Origin of the sequence: Gloeocapsopsis crepidinum LEGE 06123 (assembly GCF_015207655.1) — a bacterium.
Classification (GTDB): domain Bacteria; phylum Cyanobacteriota; class Cyanobacteriia; order Cyanobacteriales; family Chroococcidiopsidaceae; genus Gloeocapsopsis; species Gloeocapsopsis crepidinum.
Genome location: NZ_JADEWN010000022.1, coordinates 1 through 18,529, shown reverse-complemented (window position 1 = coordinate 18,529; position 18,529 = coordinate 1). Strand labels below are relative to the sequence as shown.

General features: G+C 42.9%; 17 protein-coding genes and 1 pseudogene. 7 read left to right on the top strand and 11 right to left on the bottom strand.

The annotated features are described in order from the left end of the window. Nucleotides 1-5: 5 nt before the first annotated feature. The 3 genes from IQ230_RS10685 to der all read right to left on the bottom strand — a co-directional run bounded on the left by IQ230_RS10685 (nt 6) and on the right by der (nt 3,903). Entirely contained in the window at nt 6-1,448 is a 1,443-nt protein-coding gene (locus IQ230_RS10685; protein ID WP_193931984.1) for an anthranilate synthase component I, read from the bottom strand. Continuing rightward, nucleotides 1,449-2,330 (bottom strand): energy-coupling factor transporter transmembrane component T family protein, encoded by an 882-nt coding sequence (locus tag IQ230_RS10680; RefSeq protein WP_193931983.1) that lies wholly within the window; start codon nt 2,328-2,330, stop codon nt 1,449-1,451. It lies immediately after the preceding gene. Between the two features lie 214 nt (nt 2,331-2,544). Continuing rightward, nucleotides 2,545-3,903: a ribosome biogenesis GTPase Der gene (gene der, locus IQ230_RS10675; RefSeq protein WP_193931982.1), complete on the bottom strand. Its 1,359-nt coding sequence runs from the start codon at nt 3,901-3,903 to the stop codon at nt 2,545-2,547. Nucleotides 3,904-4,656: 753 nt separating this feature from the next. On the opposite strand from der, the gene IQ230_RS10670 reads away from it, so the two are divergent. Both IQ230_RS10670 and IQ230_RS10665 read left to right on the top strand, forming a co-directional pair. Then, the gene (locus IQ230_RS10670) at nt 4,657-6,375 is read left to right on the top strand and encodes a galactose oxidase-like domain-containing protein (protein WP_193931981.1); all 1,719 of its coding nucleotides are present in this window, start codon (nt 4,657-4,659) and stop codon (nt 6,373-6,375) included. A gap of 21 nt (nt 6,376-6,396) precedes the next feature. After that, nucleotides 6,397-7,245, top strand: coding sequence for a hypothetical protein (locus IQ230_RS10665; RefSeq protein ID WP_193931980.1), 849 nt, complete (start codon nt 6,397-6,399; stop codon nt 7,243-7,245). A gap of 10 nt (nt 7,246-7,255) precedes the next feature. On the opposite strand, the gene plsY is transcribed toward IQ230_RS10665, so the two are convergent. The 5 genes from plsY to IQ230_RS10640 form a co-directional block, all read right to left on the bottom strand. Beyond that, nucleotides 7,256-7,939: a glycerol-3-phosphate 1-O-acyltransferase PlsY gene (plsY, locus tag IQ230_RS10660; RefSeq protein ID WP_193931979.1), complete on the bottom strand. Its 684-nt coding sequence runs from the start codon at nt 7,937-7,939 to the stop codon at nt 7,256-7,258. A gap of 162 nt (nt 7,940-8,101) precedes the next feature. Further along, on the bottom strand, nt 8,102-8,893 hold the full coding sequence (locus tag IQ230_RS10655; protein ID WP_193931978.1) for a class I SAM-dependent methyltransferase: 792 nt from the start codon (nt 8,891-8,893) through the stop codon (nt 8,102-8,104). 24 nt (nt 8,894-8,917) lie between these two features. Then, complete coding sequence (locus IQ230_RS10650) at nt 8,918-10,093, bottom strand: DUF3086 domain-containing protein (RefSeq protein WP_193931977.1); 1,176 nt, start codon at nt 10,091-10,093, stop codon at nt 8,918-8,920. 56 nt (nt 10,094-10,149) lie between these two features. Further along, a complete protein-coding gene (locus IQ230_RS10645) occupies nt 10,150-10,542 on the bottom strand; it encodes a DUF3119 family protein (RefSeq protein WP_193931976.1) in 393 nt (130 codons plus the stop codon). A gap of 64 nt (nt 10,543-10,606) precedes the next feature. Further along, the gene (locus IQ230_RS10640) at nt 10,607-11,401 is read right to left on the bottom strand and encodes an MlaE family lipid ABC transporter permease subunit (protein ID WP_193931975.1); all 795 of its coding nucleotides are present in this window, start codon (nt 11,399-11,401) and stop codon (nt 10,607-10,609) included. 403 nt (nt 11,402-11,804) lie between these two features. Between IQ230_RS10640 and IQ230_RS10635 the strand changes: the two genes are divergently transcribed. Both IQ230_RS10635 and IQ230_RS10630 read left to right on the top strand, forming a co-directional pair. Beyond that, nucleotides 11,805-12,098, top strand: coding sequence for a hypothetical protein (locus tag IQ230_RS10635; RefSeq protein WP_193931974.1), 294 nt, complete (start codon nt 11,805-11,807; stop codon nt 12,096-12,098). Nucleotides 12,099-12,389: 291 nt separating this feature from the next. Continuing rightward, the gene (locus tag IQ230_RS10630; protein ID WP_193931973.1) at nt 12,390-12,830 is read left to right on the top strand and encodes an Hsp20/alpha crystallin family protein; all 441 of its coding nucleotides are present in this window, start codon (nt 12,390-12,392) and stop codon (nt 12,828-12,830) included. A 271-nt stretch (nt 12,831-13,101) separates the two neighbouring features. Here the strand turns inward: IQ230_RS10630 and IQ230_RS10625 are convergent, their stop codons facing one another. After that, nucleotides 13,102-14,781, bottom strand: coding sequence for a Ppx/GppA phosphatase family protein (locus IQ230_RS10625; RefSeq protein WP_193931972.1), 1,680 nt, complete (start codon nt 14,779-14,781; stop codon nt 13,102-13,104). 110 nt (nt 14,782-14,891) lie between these two features. Here IQ230_RS10625 and IQ230_RS10620 point away from each other — a divergent pair, with 110 nt between their 5' ends. The 3 genes from IQ230_RS10620 (at nt 14,892) to IQ230_RS10610 (ending at nt 16,872) form a co-directional block, all read left to right on the top strand. Continuing rightward, nucleotides 14,892-15,773: a 4-hydroxybenzoate solanesyltransferase gene (locus tag IQ230_RS10620; protein WP_322742384.1), complete on the top strand. Its 882-nt coding sequence runs from the start codon at nt 14,892-14,894 to the stop codon at nt 15,771-15,773. 6 nt (nt 15,774-15,779) lie between these two features. Then, entirely contained in the window at nt 15,780-16,277 is a 498-nt protein-coding gene (locus IQ230_RS10615; RefSeq protein WP_193931970.1) for a TIGR00725 family protein, read from the top strand. Between the two features lie 163 nt (nt 16,278-16,440). Beyond that, nucleotides 16,441-16,872 (top strand): Uma2 family endonuclease, encoded by a 432-nt coding sequence (locus IQ230_RS10610; protein ID WP_322742377.1) that lies wholly within the window; start codon nt 16,441-16,443, stop codon nt 16,870-16,872. A 12-nt stretch (nt 16,873-16,884) separates the two neighbouring features. Here IQ230_RS10610 and IQ230_RS27655 read toward each other — a convergent pair whose 3' ends face one another. Continuing rightward, nucleotides 16,885-17,556 carry a pyridoxamine 5'-phosphate oxidase family protein gene (locus tag IQ230_RS27655; protein WP_322742376.1) on the bottom strand — a complete coding sequence of 224 codons (672 nt, stop codon included), beginning with the start codon at nt 17,554-17,556 and terminating at the stop codon, nt 16,885-16,887. Between the two features lie 80 nt (nt 17,557-17,636). Beyond that, nucleotides 17,637-18,422: pseudogene (locus tag IQ230_RS10600) on the bottom strand (IS701 family transposase); the annotation flags it as partial. Between the last annotated feature and the right edge of the window lie 107 nt (nt 18,423-18,529).

The window sequence follows — 18,529 nt, the reverse complement described above, 5'->3', positions numbered from 1 at the left end:
GTCACTCACCCCTCGCTCCCAGTTTTATCTAATGCTGCAAGTTGTGCCTGCGCTTTGTGTAACGATTCGTGCCATTCTCTTTCTGGATCGCTATCAGCAACGATACCAGCGCCAACTTGACCCCAAATTTGAGTAGCTAGGGTGTTTGAAGGCACAGGAGCTGCCAGCAGCGTACGAATTAAAATATTCAAGTCTATGTTACCGCGCCAATCGAGATAACCACAGGAACCATAAAATAAGCTACGCCGAACAGGTTCTAATTCTTCGATAATTTCCATGCAGCGCACTTTCGGGCAACCAGTAATTGTGCCACCAGGGAACATTGCACGAATTAAATCAATTGCACTGTAATGGGCATTCAATAAGCCTTTAACGTTACTGACAAGGTGCATAACGTGGCTGTAACGCTCTATTACGAGTAACTCATCAACCGCAACTGAACCCCAGGTACACACTCGCCCTAAGTCATTGCGTTCGAGATCGACGAGCATAATGTGTTCAGCTCTTTCTTTAGTGTTTGAAAGTAACTCTTGGGCAAGTTGGCGATCTTGTTCGGGTGTCGCACCACGCGATCGCGTTCCAGCAATTGGTCTTGTTGTGGCTTGATGTCCGACAAGTTGTACTAATCTTTCAGGTGAGCAACTTGTGATTTCTCCCCAAGGCGATCGCCAGTAACTCGCAAATGGCGATGGGTTAATTTTCTGTAACGTTTGATAAATCTCCCAACCTGATGCAGTTGTCTGAGCTTCAAACCGCAGCGAAAGATTTGCCTGAAAAATATCTCCTGCTTGAATGTACTTTTGAGCACGCAACACTGCGTGTTCGTACTTAGCTTGGGAAGTCAGGAAGATAGGTGGGGCAGAGGAGCCGCTTTTTTCGTGCGGGGGTTTCCCCCGTTGAGCAAACTGGCGTGGGCAGGAGGGCAGAGGGGCAGTCGGTGCAGGGGGAGATGCTAGATTGCTTTGCAGTTTATCTAGGTGCTGAGGATCGGAGGCGGCTAAGTGAAGAATTTGCTGCCAGTGATCGAGAACTGCGAAGCACTCTGGTTCGTACCAAAACGCGACTGGAAAAGGTAATAAATCTTGTTTGAGAGTTGGTAGTTTTTCTAGTTCCCAGGCGAAATCGTATCCCAACCAACCGAGCCAACCACCAGTAAAGGGCAAAGTCGATTGAGGAGGTGATACAACTTGTTGATTGGCAGCACTGAAGAGCCGTTGACGGAGACATTGTAAAATTTCGCCTACTGCTGGAGTCCAAAATTGCAGACAGCCATTGATTGTACGAGGAGCGCCCGCACAGATTGAGTAGCGAGTTTGGATTAATTGCTCTGGTGGAGGATAGGGGCTTTCTAATAGAGTTGCAATAAACTCATTGGCAAACAAAGCCGCAAAAATTTGCGTGCCAGTAAGATTTTCGAGAGGAAGCGATCGCCAATACCACGGTTGCATTTACACTTCGTTACCCCAAACAAATCTTGCTCCCCAAAAAGCAATTAAACACAATACAGCAATCCAGTCGCGGTCTCTTAGGCGGAGGTCATGCCATTGGACGCGATGCTCGTTTGGGCTTGTAAATCCCCTAACCATCATGGCATTAGCCATTTGTTCAGCTCGCAGTAAGAGATTTTCTAGCAACCGTTCTGCTACCAGCATCCAAACTTTTACAGCACCTTTCAACCCCAGTTTTTTCCAGTTAATTGCTCGCGTACGCACTGAACGAGCCAAGTTTTGCACCTCTTCTAAAACCAAAGGAATGAACCGCAGCGCTAGTGTCAAAGTTAAGGCAATTTCTGTAACAGGAAACTTCAACCAGCGTAAAGGGCGCATTAAGCTTTCAATTCCGGCGGTAATTTCTTCTGGTGCAGTTGTTAATAAAAACAAGTTGGTACTGTAAATCAGCGTGAACAAAATTGTACTTAAGCGGATTGCCAAAACCAAAGAACGACGAGTGACAGTGATTGGTCCGCGCTGAAATAGAACGTACTGATAATCCGAAGGTTGGGGTATAAAACTTAACGTATCACTCGGCAAGCGAGGTTGATAATCGATACTGAGAGTGTCTGGACTAACAGCACCTAGAAGTAACACAAAAAACGCTACCGTCAATAGCCAGCCCATTTGCTGACGCCACACTCGTAAGGGAATTTTAGCGGCAAAGGTAATCAACACTAGCAATCCCACCACCATAATTCGCCAAGGAGAGTTTGCCAAAATGGGAACAAGTAAAAAGCTCAATAACCAAGCTAACTTCACCCTAGGATCGAGCCGATGCAACCAAGTCACTGGTTGTTCTAGGTAAAGCCCCATTGGTAGCGATCGCAGTAAATCCATCTTTTAGAGGGGTCAGAGGTCAGAGGTCAGGGTTTATTAAGGCTAGAGAGTCGTGAAATGTTGAGTTTAAGAAAGTTATGAGTGTTGAGTTATGAGTTATGAGTTATGAAAATTCAAAATAATTGCCTCCGGCACCTTTCTTCGCTTCCAAAACTCTTTCACTAGCCACTAACTACTAGTCACTCACCCCTCACCCCTCACTCCTCACCCCTCCTTACACGCGAGTAGCACGGTTAGCAGTATTTTCAACATCGCGGGCTTTTTTGCTCCGCCATAGTAAACGAATGGGCGTTCCACTGAAGCCTAGTTGTTGCCGAAATTGACGTTCGATGTAGCGCCGATAGTTTGTATTAAAACGCTCTGCTTCATTAACAAATAGCGCGATCGCTGGAGGTTGGGTGCTAACTTGCGTACCGTAGTAAATTTTACCTTGGCGTCCTTGACGATTAGTAGGTGGTGAATGCCATCTCACAGCTTCTTCAAGGATTTCATTAACAACAGCGGTAGAAACTCGACGTTTGTGTGCTTCGGCTGCTTTGGTGACAAGATCCAGAATTTTTTCAATTCGCTGTCCTGTTTTAGCGCTGACAAAGATCATTTCTGCCCAATCGACAAAGTGTAATCTTTCTTTCGTGTGCTTTTCGTAATCGTAAATTGTATACGAATCTTTTTCTACAGCATCCCATTTGTTTACGACGATAACACAGGCACGTCCTTCTTCCGCAATCCGTCCTACAAGCTTTTGATCTTGTTCTGTCACTCCATCAAGTGCATCAATGACTAATAAAACGACATCAGCACGGCGAATTGCTTTGAATGCCCGATTAATGCCAAAAAATTCTGGTCCGTACTCAACGTTTTTCTTTTTGCGAATACCAGCAGTGTCTATCAATCGATATAGTTGTCCTTGCCGTTCGATAACGGTATCAATGGTATCGCGAGTTGTTCCAGAAATTGGGCTGACGATCGCTCTTTGAGTTCCTACAAAGGCATTTAACATACTCGACTTACCAACATTGGGACGTCCAACGATCGCAACTTTAATTTCGTCGGTTTCGGGGAGTTCTGCTACAGGTGGTATGTGAGTAATCAGTTGATCGAGTAATTCTCCTGTCCCACTACCATGAATTCCTGACACAGGATAAGGTTCGCCGAGTCCTAGTTCCCAAAATTGGGCAGCTTGAGCTAAACCTTGATCGGGTGATTCGCATTTATTAACCGCTATCAGTACGGGTACGGGTTGTTGTCGCAACCACTCAGCGATCGCTTCATCAGCAGGGGTTGGTCCAGCTTGTCCATCTACCACAAAAATTGCGGCTACTGCTTCTGCTAAAGCTAAACTTGCTTGTTCTCGAATTAACGGTAAAAACTCAGTATCATCATCAAAAACGAGTCCGCCTGTGTCAACTACTACAAATTCGTGATCGCGCCAATAGGCATTTGAGTAGGTGCGATCGCGCGTGACGCCTGGTTCATCGTAGACAATCGCATCCTGCGCGCCAGCTAAACGATTGACTAGCGTTGATTTACCCACATTTGGGCGTCCGATAATAGCAACAATGGGCAAAGACATAATCTATCTGTGGCTGCAAGCTTTAATTCTTTATTCTAGCGATTTTCATGATGGTATGACCTTTTCTACCAAGTAGTTTAGAGATAGCTTGACTGTATCTACTTTCTAATACGCAGTTAATACTTGATTTTTGATGGCTAATTTAGAGTTGATTATTGTCACAAAGGATTTTGTATATTAATTTCTATAACCTTAATTTTAATATGTATTTTTCTTGCTTTTTATTAAACTGAAATTTACTTATTTTTTAAAGATTTTTTGATAATTTTTATCTGATTTTTTAGCAATTTTTTAATGCTAGTATGGCGTTATTATTAAATACATTAACTTCTTTTAGGAGAAAAGAATTTTAAAAAGATAATTTATATAATTGTAAAAATAAATTTAGTAGAATCAAATAGCTAAGCAATAGCTTAAAGCGCGTGATTCAACTTGCATAGCTATTTCTTTGGTGTGAGAAAAGCCAGAATCTATAGAATTTTATGTAAATTTAACAATTTAGAACAAACCAAACTGAGCATACTTCTAACTGTAATTGCGTCGTTTCATATGATGCAAGCGTATAGTAGGATAGGTCACTAAAGTTCATAAATTTTAATAAAATTAAAATTCTATATTTCTTGATAAACCTTAAAAAATATTACGAATAAAGAAATCGCAGTCATAGTGTTTAGTGATGAACGCATAAAACTGTAGAAGAGCTTATTCAGTAATTACGTAAAGCTTTCAAAATTAGTATAAGAGTTAATTAAAATGCCAGTCACTAAGGTAAATGGTGATAATCAAAGTGGGACAGTGGGGACTACCCTCTCTACCCGTTTAGTTGTACGAGTTAATAACAACAATGGTAGTCTAGCGAGAAATGTATTAGTTCAATTTTCAGTTACTAGTGGTAGTGGCTCCGTTAACCCAGCCTCTGTCAGAACCAACTCTAACGGTCAAGCTAGTACAAGCCTGACATTAGGTACAACTCCAGGAACAGTTACTGTACGCGCTAGAACACAACGTCACGGCAGTGTTACGTTTACAGCTACTGCTAATGCAACTGCTGCAACAGATAGCTGGCAACTTTTACCGTATAGTTGCCCCATCAATCCAATTCATGGCATCTTGTTGCGGACTGGCAAAGTCTTTTTTGTTGCTGGTTCTGGTAACGATCCTACAAAGATGGGTGAAACAAAGGGTAGTGCTGTTTGGGATGTGAGTGCTGGTACTTTCTTTCAGCCACTAACTCCTGTAGACGATTCAGGCTTGCCACTAGACTTGTTTTGCGGTGGTCACTCATTCTTTTCTGATGGTCGTTTGATGTTTGCAGGTGGTACGCTGCAATATGACCCTTTCTACGGTTCACCTTTAGCACTGGCTTTTGATCCTATATCTGAGCAATGGATAGAGTTGACCTCGATGAACAGCGGTCGCTGGTATCCCACGGTGGTAACATTAGGCGATGGGCGCATTTTTGCGCTATCGGGTACTGATGACAATGGTTTGCTCGATGTCTATCCAGAAATTTATTCATCTGCAACCAATAGTTGGACATCTTTTACACAACCGACAAGTCCTTTAGATCTCTACGCTCACCTGTTCTTGATGGCGAATGGTAAAGTGTTTTACTCTGGAGGTCACTTTGTTTACAACAATGGTGTCTATCCTCGCATATTAACTTTACCTACAGATTTCACGCAGCCAATTACAGAACAAGCAGTCAACGGATTGCAAAATGCTGACTATGGCGGTCAAGCTGCTAGTGTGATGCTACCACCTGCTCAAGATCAGAAGGTCATGATTATTGGTGGTGGTAACGATTTTTTTGGTCAAGCAACTAATCGGGTCAGTATTGTAGACCTAAAAGCTGCTAACCCTACTTACACATCAGCAGCACCATTGAACTATGCTCGCATGCATCACAATGCCGTCATATTACCCGATCGCACAATATTTGTGTGTAATGGTAGCGCTATGGGCGAAAGTGAGACGCTGGCAACGCGAACCCCAGAAATTTATAATCCAGCTACAAACACTTGGAAACTAGGAACACCATCTAACATCAACCGTTTGTATCATGCGATAGCGTTGCTGCTTCCAGATGGTAGAGTTGTTGCGGCAGGAGGAAATCGCGATCGCGCTATTGAGGAACGCCGCCTCGAAATATATAGTCCAGCTTATATGCAAATGTCGCGACCAGTGATTCAAAGCGCGTCACAAACAGTTGCTTATGGTGGAACAATCACAATCAATACACCTCAAGCGGCAAATATCAAGTGGGTTAATTTAATTAAACCAATGGCAACGACTCACGGTCTAGAAACTGACCAAAGGTTAGTGGACGCACCAATTGCCTCTCGCACAAGCACTTCTCTTAATGCCACAGTCACGACTAACCGAAATATCGCTACACCAGGTTGGTACATGCTCTCAATTACTGACAACAATAATGTGCCGTCAGTAGCCACGTGGATTCAATTAACTTAGCGCTCAGTATTAAATTTAGATATGAAAATGAAGCTTACACGCCGTCAGTTCGGCTATATTGCGATCGCTGGTACTGCAACAACTGCTCTTGGAGTTCTCACTAATCGAACTTCTGCCCAAACAGCGCTGATCATTTACGGTGCGCGTCCTGAACGTAGATTCAGAAGAATTGTTGTGCAGTCCTTAAACGTTGCTACGGGTGAAATTCAGGATATAGCCACTACTAATTTTGAAGCAGGCGAACAGTTGAGTGGTTTCACTAGCTTATCTGATGGCACATTTGTACTTGCTATTTCCCCTGTTTCAGGTGGTAAAAGAGAGCGAAATGCGATTCGTCTTGCGTTTGTGGGTGGTGCGTCGGCAAAACCACCTGTGACGGTTACTGGTTTAAATAGACAGCAGAAGATTGATAGTTTGTTAGCTGCTAATGATGGCTCACTTTTAGCTCTAGCCTCTAGAAGGAATGGTAGACCCCCTGTAGCACTTGTATCGATTAGTCCTGATACTGGTCAGGTGATTTCAACTAATCGCATCAATTTGCCCCAAACCGACCGCTTTAGTACATTGGCGCAATGTCCAAACGGTACAATTTATTCTATTGTCACTAGTCGTAAAGGTGAAACTAGTTTAGTGCAACTAAGCTTGGCACAAGGAAGACCGATTGTGGGGTCGCAACTAAAATTTGACTCTACAGCTTGGAATAGCGGTTTATTTGATCTCGCCTGTTCTCCAGCAGAGCAACTTGTGGCACTAGGAGCACCGCGATACGATCCGCTAAATAAGTTGTATAACTTGAATCCTAGCAATGGAGAAATGACTCTGATCCGAGAATGGCAAGTGACTAAGATAACGATTCCTCGCGGTGTGTAAGGAGTTGAGACTATGAGTTAATACTTTGTTCAACTTCCGAGTTTAATTTTTGCCCTAGTTTAGGTTCCGTACCAGCAAGTAACCGCTGTACATTGCTGCGATGGCGCATCATCACATAAACGCCAGCAGCGATCGCAAATAGCAGATAAGGTAACGGTTGACCTAAAACAAGCATCAAGAGAGAAACAGCGATCGCCCCTGCAATTGAGCTGAGTGAAACAATCCGCGATATTGCTAAAACTAACCCAAAGACAGCAGCAGTAGACAAAGCAACTTGCCACGACATTGCAAGCAAGACACCTAAACTCGTAGCAACTGATTTACCACCAGTAAAGCCCAACCAAATTGATTTACTATGTCCTAGAATGGCAGCAATTCCAGCGAGTGCTACCATCCAAGGTAGCCAGGTTGCTAGATTTACGTTAGCAGGAATCAGGTTTTGACTTGCAGCGATGAAGCTCCAGCGAACGAGTGCGATCGCTAAAACTCCTTTTAAAGTATCAATGACTAATACTATAAATCCTGGTCCTTTTCCTAGTGTCCGAAGCACATTTGTTGCACCAGTAGAACCCGAACCATGTTCGCGAATATCAATGCCTCTGAGTAGCTTTGCAGCGGTGTAGCCTGTTGGAATCGAACCGAGCAGGTAAGCTACTAGTAAAATTGTTACACACAAACTTAACCAAACTGCCATAGAAGATAGTGATTCAAAGGGGATAGGAGCGAGGAGCGAGTGGCTAATGAAAGAGTTTTGAATGCGTGAGTTTTGAATTTTGAATTAAAAGACTTTTTATAACTCAACACTTCACGACTCAACACTCATAACTTTCTTCAAGGTGCATTCCATTTTGTGCAATTATGTTGCTTTTTGTGCTGAAACTCCTACAGTTGAATAGTATATTGCCCAAGTGTGCGGATCTTCTGCAAATTGACAATATTGTTCGATGTCCTGATGCGTTGCTTCACCGGTTGCGATATATTTCTGGGTAAGTTGCTCAGTAGACATTTTCATGACTTTGGCGACTCCCGATCCACCTTGAGATAAAGGAGCATCGTTTTCTACAGATAGTTGTTGTAAGCCAAGCTGTTGACATATTGCCGGTAACTTAACCCCAAGAGCATAATCCATGCCACGGTCAGTAAACATTTGCCAAATAGCACGGTTGACACAGTTAACTGACTGACAAGCTGTTTCTTTGCCAGCGATCGCTCTTGCAGCAGAAAAATCCGGTTCTTCTATGACAAGCCATCCACCAGGTTTGAGCAAATCGATCATTCTTGACAGCGCAACTTGAAAGTCTGGAAGATGAATCAGAACGTAACGAGCATGAACAAGATCAAAAGAAGCATTCACTTCAAAATGTCGGATATCTGCTTTTATAATTTCCACATTTGATAGCTTGATGTTGGCTAAAAAACGTGTATCTACATCAATAGCTGTCACTTTACCATATTGTCCAACAACTGCTGCCATCCAGTGTGCGATCGATCCTGCACCTGCTCCAACTTCAAGACATTGCCAGTTTGTGGCGATACCTGTTGCTTGAAGTCGTCTATGGCTGAGTGGATCGAAAACTTGTTCAATTGCCCGCAGCCGTTCTAGTTCTGGCAAATGCTGAGTATCAGTAAACACATAATTAGATGCCATTCACTTTTTCTCCTCAGCAGTTATTTAGAAATCGTATTCTCGCTCTCGCGCCATCCTTTGAGGATCGGGGGCGAAGGCTAACCAAAGAGGAAATTGTAAGAGTCCTAGGCTAATTTTATCCTCGGAGTCATCAATAATAATCAGTGGCATGAAGTTGCCTTTGACAAGTCGTTCGGCTTTTAATGCGACAGCTTCAGGAGTTTCAAACAAACCAACACCACGATCTGGTCCAAAATCAGGGCGCGAAATTCCTAAGCAATCTTGTAAGCCGCGCCGCCAGTCACCGAGGCGTTCTGGAGTATTGGCTAAAATGAGTGTGCGCAGGCGATCCTCATGTAGTGTATATAAAACAGAAATTACAGCAGACGCAATCAGGATATTCTGTAAGCGACTCCCCATTGTGCGTAAAGCACCACGCCCACCTTGAGTAAAAAACCAATTAGCTGCTCGTTCTGCATGGACAGGTTCAAATGTCCGGCGGAGTTGCCACGGTGGACCATAATAATCTGGTTCAGCACGATACTCATCAAGCAAACGGCGAATTTGCTTAGCAGTTGATTGAAAGCGCGGTTCGGCAAATTGTGGTGTTGAGGGTGCTTCTTCAACAGGTTTTGATGGTTCGACTTGCCGTGGTTCCGGTTCTTCTTTAACTTTCGGTGCTAATTGAAGTTGCTCTGCTGCTGCGGCCAAATCTTGTAAGCTACCTGTGAGATAGTCTTTAAATCCTTGAACTCGAATTGCCAAATCTTGAGAAACTCCAGCAAATGTAGTGCGCATTTCCGCACGAATTCGTTCTTGACGACGTTCGAGTTGTTCTACGGCAATTTGTAATGACTGTTTGCGTTGTTCAAGTTGTGCTAAAGATTCTTGCACGACCTGATCGAGGGCGGTTTGAGTTTGATTAACTTGCTCAGACAGCTTTTTGCGTTGTGATTGGAGTGCTGAGATTTCTTGCTTTAGTTCAGCTGCTTGATTTTTTAGCTCGCTTAATTGTTGTTGAGCTTCGACAACGCGATCGCGCTCTTTGGCATACTCTACCTCAGACAGTTGCTCTAGTTCAACTAAAAAATCGACTCCAGGTTCTGAGTCAAGTTCTTGATTTGTTTCTTCAGATGCTGGTACAAATTCTTGGTCAGATTGTTCCTCTGGTTCTACTGAGGATTTGTTAGTTATCTCTTGGTTTTGTGGGTCTTGATTCATAAATAATGAATTTGAAATTCAGCAAGTTAAGACATATCATCTTACTATTTTCTTTGCTAGCTTCTCGGTTCTGCTTTCGGAATGCGCTGTTCTAGACAACTTCTGAGCATTTTGGGATCAAAGATAATTGGTAAAAAATGAATGCTTTTAACTTCTTTAAAGTAGAATAAAATTGGAATATTAGACCAAAAGATTTCCCAGTTTTGCCATTCTTGATAAGGAAAGCGACGAATTAAGTTTTCTCCTCGGTAAATATCAAAGGCAGTATCTGTAAATTGCAAGCGCAGCGTTCCTGCTTGGAACATGAGAAACATGCCAAATAGAGCAACGACACCTCCTATCCAAGGAGAAATTAAAATGAGCCCAATAGCTGCAACAATAATAGCGACAGGGAGCGTGTAATTAGGTGCAAGCTCAGTAGTTGCTGTTGACGAAGAAGAAGGAGTCACAGTTTTGCATCCTCTGTTACAAGTATTACCTTTAACTTAATTCCTATTTTAAAACCTCTTGTTATTAGATTCCGCGTAGTACTGCGCTGCCTGTTCCTTGAAACATTAAAGCTGTTAAGAGAAAGTTACTGATAAAGATAGCGAGTAATGCTGTGACGACTGCTGCTGTCGTTGACTGTCCAACACCTTTTGCTCCTCCTGTTGTTGTTAAACCCCAGCTACAACCAATGATGGCAATCAGTATGCCAAAACAAGCTGCTTTAACGGCAGCGCTACAAATATCCCAGACACTAAGAAAATTACGAGCTGAATCTAGAAAAGTAGATTGAGAAAGGTTGTAGATATTAGTTACAATGAGCAGTCCTCCTAACATACCTGTTACCAAAGATAGTAGTGTTAAGGCTGGTATCATGAGACAGCAGGCAATCACGCGGGGAATGACAAGGTAATCAATCGGATCTGTTTTGAGCATATACAAGGCATCAATTTGCTCTGTAACCCGCATCGTGCCGATTTCTGCTGCAAATGCTGAGCCAACACGTCCTGCCAAAACTACTGCTGTAAGTACAGGGGCAAGTTCGCGAGTCAAAGCGAGTGCTAGTACTCCTCCTACAGCATTTCCTGCACCAAACTGAATAAATTCGCGTGCGACTTGAATTGTAAAAACAGCACCCACAAAAGCTGCTGTAATCAAGGCAATTAGAAGCGATTCGGGACCGACAGCAGCCATTTGATCGAGTGTATTGCGTCGGTGAATTTTGCCTCGCAGTAAGTGAACAATAACTTGTCCACCAAGCAACAGTGCTGCCAGCAGCCGCTGACTCCACATTCCTAAACTTGAACTTCGCGTGTCACTCAATGCGTTGATGTTGATCTAATATAGTTTTAGGGGAAGAATTACCCACTGCATTACTCATTACAATAGCAGCTTATAGCTCAGTCCATTTCCAAATGGAAATGCGGCAATTTGTCAAGCTTAATTTACTGTAAAAATCTTTTCAGAATTGTCAATAACTTTGTAGGCAGTTCAAGCTTGAGTGAAAAGCCTATGAAATATAGCTATACAGTGTATTGCATTAGGCGATTTGAACAAGTCAAGATTATTGTGATGTGTCACAACACTTAGAACAAGTAGACAAATCTTTTAATAAAAACTTAAGATTGTTGAAATTTGTCCTCGTTTAGTGCGATCGCTCGTATTGTAGAAAGTAACAAATGTCCTTTGGATATCAAAACTGGAAATTGCCTGCATGAGCATGAGCATGAGCATTTTATCCAACTTTCTCCGTTCGCTGCTGCTATCAATCATTTTGAGCTTTGTCGCACCGATGTTGTTAGTCGGCGTGTTAGTCGCAAGCACCTCTTTGATTGGTTATATTCCTGGTATGCAAGGAATTGCGAGTGCGATCGCTAACCAAATTTTGCAGTTTCTCGCTACGTTTGGCAGCGACAGTCCTTTTCAGGGACTTCTTGTCATTTCACTGACTTGCAGCCTTGTCGGAGGCTTGTTTGATACCTACGCTTTTTACCGCTACCAGAATTTGCGAGGAGAGTGATGAGTAGTTAGTTTTGAGTTCTGAGTTTTGAGTTTTGAATAGGTAGACAAAGTATTCTCCTCAGATCTCCTCTACCCCTCTGCACCCCTGCTCTCAAAACGAGGGCGGAAAGATGAACTCATGCTGTGTAAACAACCGAACCTACAAGCTTTCTTGCATTTGATAGCTTATTAACAGGTTGAGTTAAGTGACTTAACTGGCTGCTAAATCAGCAATCTAGTTTGTCTCAGTGTTGAATAATCATTTGAAACAAGAATTGTTAGAGGAAGCATAGATTCGGAGGTAAAGGACATGGCATTAATTCGTTGGGAACCATTTCGTGAAGTTGATAGTTTACAACGGGACATGAACCGCCTATTCGATAGCTTGATGCGTACTGGTGATGGTGAAACAAGTAGTATGGCGTTTGTTCCTGCAGCTGAGATTGAAGAAACTCCTGAAACAGTTCATCTCAAGCTGGAAATTCCAGGAATGGAAGCCAAAGACTTGGATGTCCAGGTAACTGCGGAAGCTGTTGCCGTCAGTGGCGAACGCAAGAGCGAAACGAAAACAGAAGAAAAAGGTATGACTCGCTCAGAGTTTCGTTATGGTTCTTTTAGAAGAGTGATTCCGCTACCAACTCGGATCAAGAACGATGAAGTTCAAGCAGAATACAAAAATGGTGTTTTGGACTTGACTTTGCCTAAAGCTGAGGCAGAAAAGAACAAAGTTGTTAAAGTGAATATTGGTTAAGGCTCTCAGTCACGCAAAGCTACGTAGATAACATCAATATTATACAAAAAGCCCAAGATAATTTTCGAGGGCTTTTGTTGTACATAAAGCGTTGAGTTCCTCACTCCACAACATACTCTTCTCTAAAATTAAACTTAAACGGCGGAAGTATAGGTTAGGACATTATGGAAGCTCAAAGCCAATGCCCCAATTAGCTTTTAGCCTTGAACCCTGCTATAGTTCTCGCAATTGTGTCCGCAAATTTTTTCGACTCTACCAACGTAGCTTCTATTTAATCGAAGCTATTCAAGCTTGCATGCTGTGGAAGCTCGATTTGAGATTCAGAAGCTTTTAGGGTGGCTATTAGCTTGACATTATATTCAGCCTCGAAAACATCCTTTTTATAATCCAAACTCCACAATTCTAGGGCACAGTCATCACCTGGTTGCGATGGAGTTAGCCACAAGTGAAATTCTTGGGCTTCTGGACGATATTCGCACCGAACTTGCGCGATCGCACCAATTTGACGACGATCTAGTGCAACAGCTATTCGCAGCAATGCACTGAGTTGACTTACCGTTTGGCGGTGCTGTTTTGTGGGTAAGTTGCGATAATTATCGTGCTTTTTTTTAGGGGCACTGCGGCGATGATAGCGGGCGATATTAGCAATCAGTTCAAGTTCAGTTTCTGTATAACCGAGGAGTTCGCCATTCCGGATGAGGTAGTATGAATGTTTATGGTGCGAAGAATGACTGACAAAGTGACCGCAGTTATGTAAAATTGCACCTGCCCAGAGAAGTTCGCGTTCTTCGGTTCCCCAGTTGTGTAGTACTCCTTGGGTTTGATCGAATAAGCTCAGCGCAAAAGCGGCGACGCGATCGCTATACTCTAACTTAACTTGATATTTTTGGGCGGTTCTAATCACACTGCGTTGGCGTACCGAACCTTGATAACGTAAGCGATCTTCAATTAAGCCATGAGTCAGCATCCAATCTACGATGACACCTTCACGCAGCGCTCGTTCGCAGATTGTAATGGAATCTGCACCTAACAGCATCATGGCTTCTTGCAGAATAATTAACCCAGCAACAATAATCTCAGATCGGCGATCCGACATTCCAGGAATTGCGGCGCGTTCGGCATAACTTAGCTTGCGCAAGTGGTTGAGGATTTCCCGTAAGTCTTTAAGACTCAGTTGATAGCCTGTTAACGGCGAGGGAACCATCCCTAATTTTTCTCGTGCATGGATGACTGCTAGCGTTTCAATTGTCCCCGAAGTTCCCAACAAGCGGAGTTTTTCATCAGGTTGCAACTTGGCTAGCAATTCTTCGACAGGACGTTCTAACATCCCGCGTACATATGCTTGCAAGAATTGAAACTCTGCATTGCTAATGGGATCGGTCGTGACAAATTCGCTTGAAAGCCGTACTGCACCGACTTTAGTACTGCTTAGCGATCGCGGTTCGTGACTGTCACCGAGAATGAGTTCTGTGGAACCGCCACCAATGTCGATAATTCCGTGCGGATGGCTATTAAGTTCCATTGCAGACAAAACGCCAAGATAAATGCGTCTTGCTTCTTCTTGTCCTGAAATTAAGTCAACATTGAGATCGAGTTCATTTTTTACCTGTTGTAAGAACTCTTTGCCGTTGGGAGATTCGCGTACCGCACTTGTCGCTACAGCAACAATCGTGTCTGCATTGAGGCTGCGGGCAATTTCTTGGAACCTACCCAAAGTTGCGATCGCGCGTTCAATTACTTCAGGCTTTAAATTTCCATCAGTTGTGCGATCGCCTAACCTGACAGTGTCTTTTTCTCGGGCAATGATACTAAAAGTTGGTAGTTCCGGTTTAATGCGCACGACTACCATATGTAAGGAGTTTGTTCCCAAGTCTATGGCAGCGAGGATTTTTTCTTGCTGCATTACCACAGTAGGAAGACTTATTGAACTGGCTGATACTAAATTGACCATGAACACTCACTAGAACTCCAGCCCTGATCCGAATAACGATATTCTATAGGGGAAGCCGATCCAAAATTCCTGATTTCATTATTTCATTTACGGTAACTTTTTAAACCATGCTGACACAGCACGAACAGAACTCTGAACCAACGTGGTTTACAATCATTCGCTTATTGCGCTGGGATAAGCCTGAAGGAAGGTTAATTCTCATGATTCCCGCACTTTGGGCAGTCTTTTTAGCCGCGCAGGGAACACCGCCACTACCGCTTGTTGGTGTGATTGTTCTAGGAACTCTCGCGACAAGTGCTGCGGGGTGTGTTGTTAACGATCTCTGGGATCGCGATATCGATCCGCAAGTGCAAAGAACCCGCAATCGTCCCTTAGCATCTCGTGCGCTTTCTGTCAAGATAGGGATTGTAGTTGCCTTAGCTGCGTTAATCTGCGCGTTTGGGTTATCGCTGTATCTCAACACCTTATCATTTTGGCTATGTGTCGCTGCTGTACCAGTTATTCTCTTATATCCTGGCGCGAAACGTGTATTTCCCGTTCCCCAATTAGTCCTTTCAATTGCTTGGGGATTTGGCGTATTAATTAGCTGGAGTGCAGTAACGCGATCGCTATCGCTGCCGACATGGTTGCTTTGGGGGGCAACAGTGCTGTGGACTTTGGGTTTTGATACTGTCTATGCGATGAGCGATCGCGATGACGATCGCCGCATTGGTGTTAATTCAAGTGCCTTGTTTTTTGGTAATTATGCAGCAGATGCTATTGGTATTTCCTTTATTGGAACGGTTGTTTTACTCGCTTGGTTAGGTATTGAATTGCAACTCAATATTGCTTTTTGGATTACCCTTACACTAGCTACAGCAGGTTGGATTTGGCAGTATATTCGTTTAAAACAAAAAGATATTCCTAATTCAGCTTATGCAGAGATGTTTCGCCAAAATGTTTGGTTAGGTTTTCTTGTACTTGCTGGCATGATTGTCGGAAGTTTGAGTTAATAAAGGATGACTCGTAAAACTATTATTGGGGTGATAGGCCCTGGCGAACAAGCGACTGAACATGATTTACAAAATGCTTATCAGCTAGGATATCTCATCGCCCAACAAGGATGGCTATTGCTGACTGGTGGTAGAAATGTCGGTGTGATGGAAACTGCAAATCAAGGTGCAAAAGTAGCCCAAGGGTTAACTATTGGTATTCTTCCTAGTAACGATACGAGTGGTGTTTCTGCTGCGGTTGATATTGCAATTGTGACCGATATGGGTAACGCCCGAAATAATATTAACGTGCTTTCTAGCGATGTTGTCATTGCTTGCGGTATGGGTGCAGGAACCGCCTCAGAAATAGCTTTGGCAATTAAATCAGATAAGCTTGTTATTTTGTTGAATAACGACATAAATAGCCAAGATTTTTTTCAGAAATTAGCACCCCAAAATGTATATATCGCTGCTAGCGTAAGTGATGCGATCGCTTTAACTAAAAACATTTTATTCAACTCTTAAAAACTGATAATATCCACTACTAGGAGTGGTTTAATGAATACTGCAACAGATATCCGCTGGACAACAGCTGATCTCAAGTTATTTCCAGATGACGGAAATCGCTACGAAATTATTGATGGAGAGTTATTAGTGACTAAAGCGCCCCATTGGAAACATCAGAACGTTGCTGATAATTATTTGTATAGAATTAAAGCTTTGGTCAAGGCAAACTGGTTTAGGAGATGCAGCTACAACTCCTGGAATAATTTTTACTGATACTGATAATGTAATTCCTGATGTAATATGGGTCAGTCATCAACGCTTAGCACAATTATTAGATGACGCAGGACATTTGGTAGGTGCATCAGAACTCGTTGTTGAAGTGTTGTCATCAGGAGAAGAACAACAGAAGCGCGATCGCCAACTCAAACTTAAACTCTACTCGATTCAAGGTGTACAAGAATATTGGATTATAGATCGTCAAAAGCAGCAGATAGAAATTTATCGTCGAGATAACGCAGTACTCAAGCTAACAGCAACACTATATAAAGAAGATGATTTAAATAACCCTCTTTTACCTGGTTTTAATTGTAGTATTGCACAGATATTTGCCTAGCGATCGCTTCACTTATAAGACTGGATTAAATGGTGAATATTCTGCAAATTGCCAGCGTAGATTTGTGGCATTAATAGTTTCTCGTACGCATTCTATTTTAAATTCTACAAGACGTTCTGCACCTGAAAATTGTTGTGTACGTTCTCTTTCCCAAATGATGCTAGCTTTTCCTATAAGTTGTAGGGTATTACCGCGTTCAAAGTCAACAAACAACAAGCCTGAATTTGGATTGAGGGCAATATTACCCAAAGTATTAAACATATTATTACCAGCGTAATCAGGAAATATAAGTTGCTTCTCATTCACCACTTGAATGAATCCTGGATATCCGCCGCGATGCGAGGCATCAGCACCACTTTCAGGATGCATACTAGCAATGAAGAACGTATCAGTTTGAGTAATCCACTGCTGCTGTTTCAAGTTGAGACTGTCAAAATCTTGAACTGATGCTGTAGGTAACTGAGTGCGATCTACTACCAAATGACGCTGCTGGATGTACTTGGGGCAATTGAAATAAACTTGTCGAGTTGCGACATCTGTACTGCCATCACTTTGTCTTATAGCCTCACCATTAATTCGTAAGCGTTTTCGAGTAGACAAATCGATTACTAGCAAACCAATACGCAAGGGTTTACCAGGAATTGTAGCTTGAATATTCACGATGCGATCGCCAATCGCTTGCACAAATCCAGGTTTTCCAGTTAACAGCGATGCCCAGACACAGCTTGATTCTACAGTGGATGCGATCGCGAAACTTTCAGGACTTACGCAAGTGTCATGGCAATTGCTGGATTCTTAAGCTGCTGAATTAAGTATTGTGAGAGCAATCCATGCTTGAGAGCATAGATAGTCTGGCCTGTAGAGTAAGCTAGATGTTTCAGTTTCAACCAGACCAGTAGGGCACAACCAATATGATTTCGTTGAATGCGTGCTTGACGACATTGGCAGGCTTCTATACCGGTTAATTGCTTAATCTCACGGTGAAACTCCTCAATCTTCCAACGAACATCACACACCTGTTGTACGGCATCCGTAGAATCTTGATTTTTCTCGTTTGTAGCGATGAATTCCGTCTTGTCGGTAGAGACAACGACCCGGAATAGTTTCACCTTTTTAGCACCTGGAAAACCTTTGATTTTAATGAGTTTGCCTTGTAGAGCTTCAGTTTGATTCCAGTCTAGCTGTTGAATAGCTTTGTATTTTTCCACTCCCCCTGTATCATCAACGAGTCGATTTCTCTTCAAAGGACAATAATATATCTTGCCCAAATCATCAATCAACAGCATGATTTTTTGGGTAGCATACCAGCTATCCATCAACACTCTTTTGAATGGCAAGTGCTTATTTATCACCAGGTTGTTAAGCATCTGTGATACGTGTTCCAGCTTGGTCTTACCATCACCATCCGGGTCATATACCCGATAGTCAATTACCCAAAACTGCCCAGTTTCTGGATTGACATATACACAGCTAACTAAACCAATACCACGAATAACTCGATGTTCGTTTCCACTATACTGTCGCTTTGTCATACGAACTTGCGTTCTAAAGAACAATTAGGGTAGGGTGCAGTTAACCGAGAAACGAGCACTGTTATGGCAAGAGTCAGTCGAGTTGTAGCCCACCAGAGCGTTGAAGAAGTTAAGCAGAAGCTGGC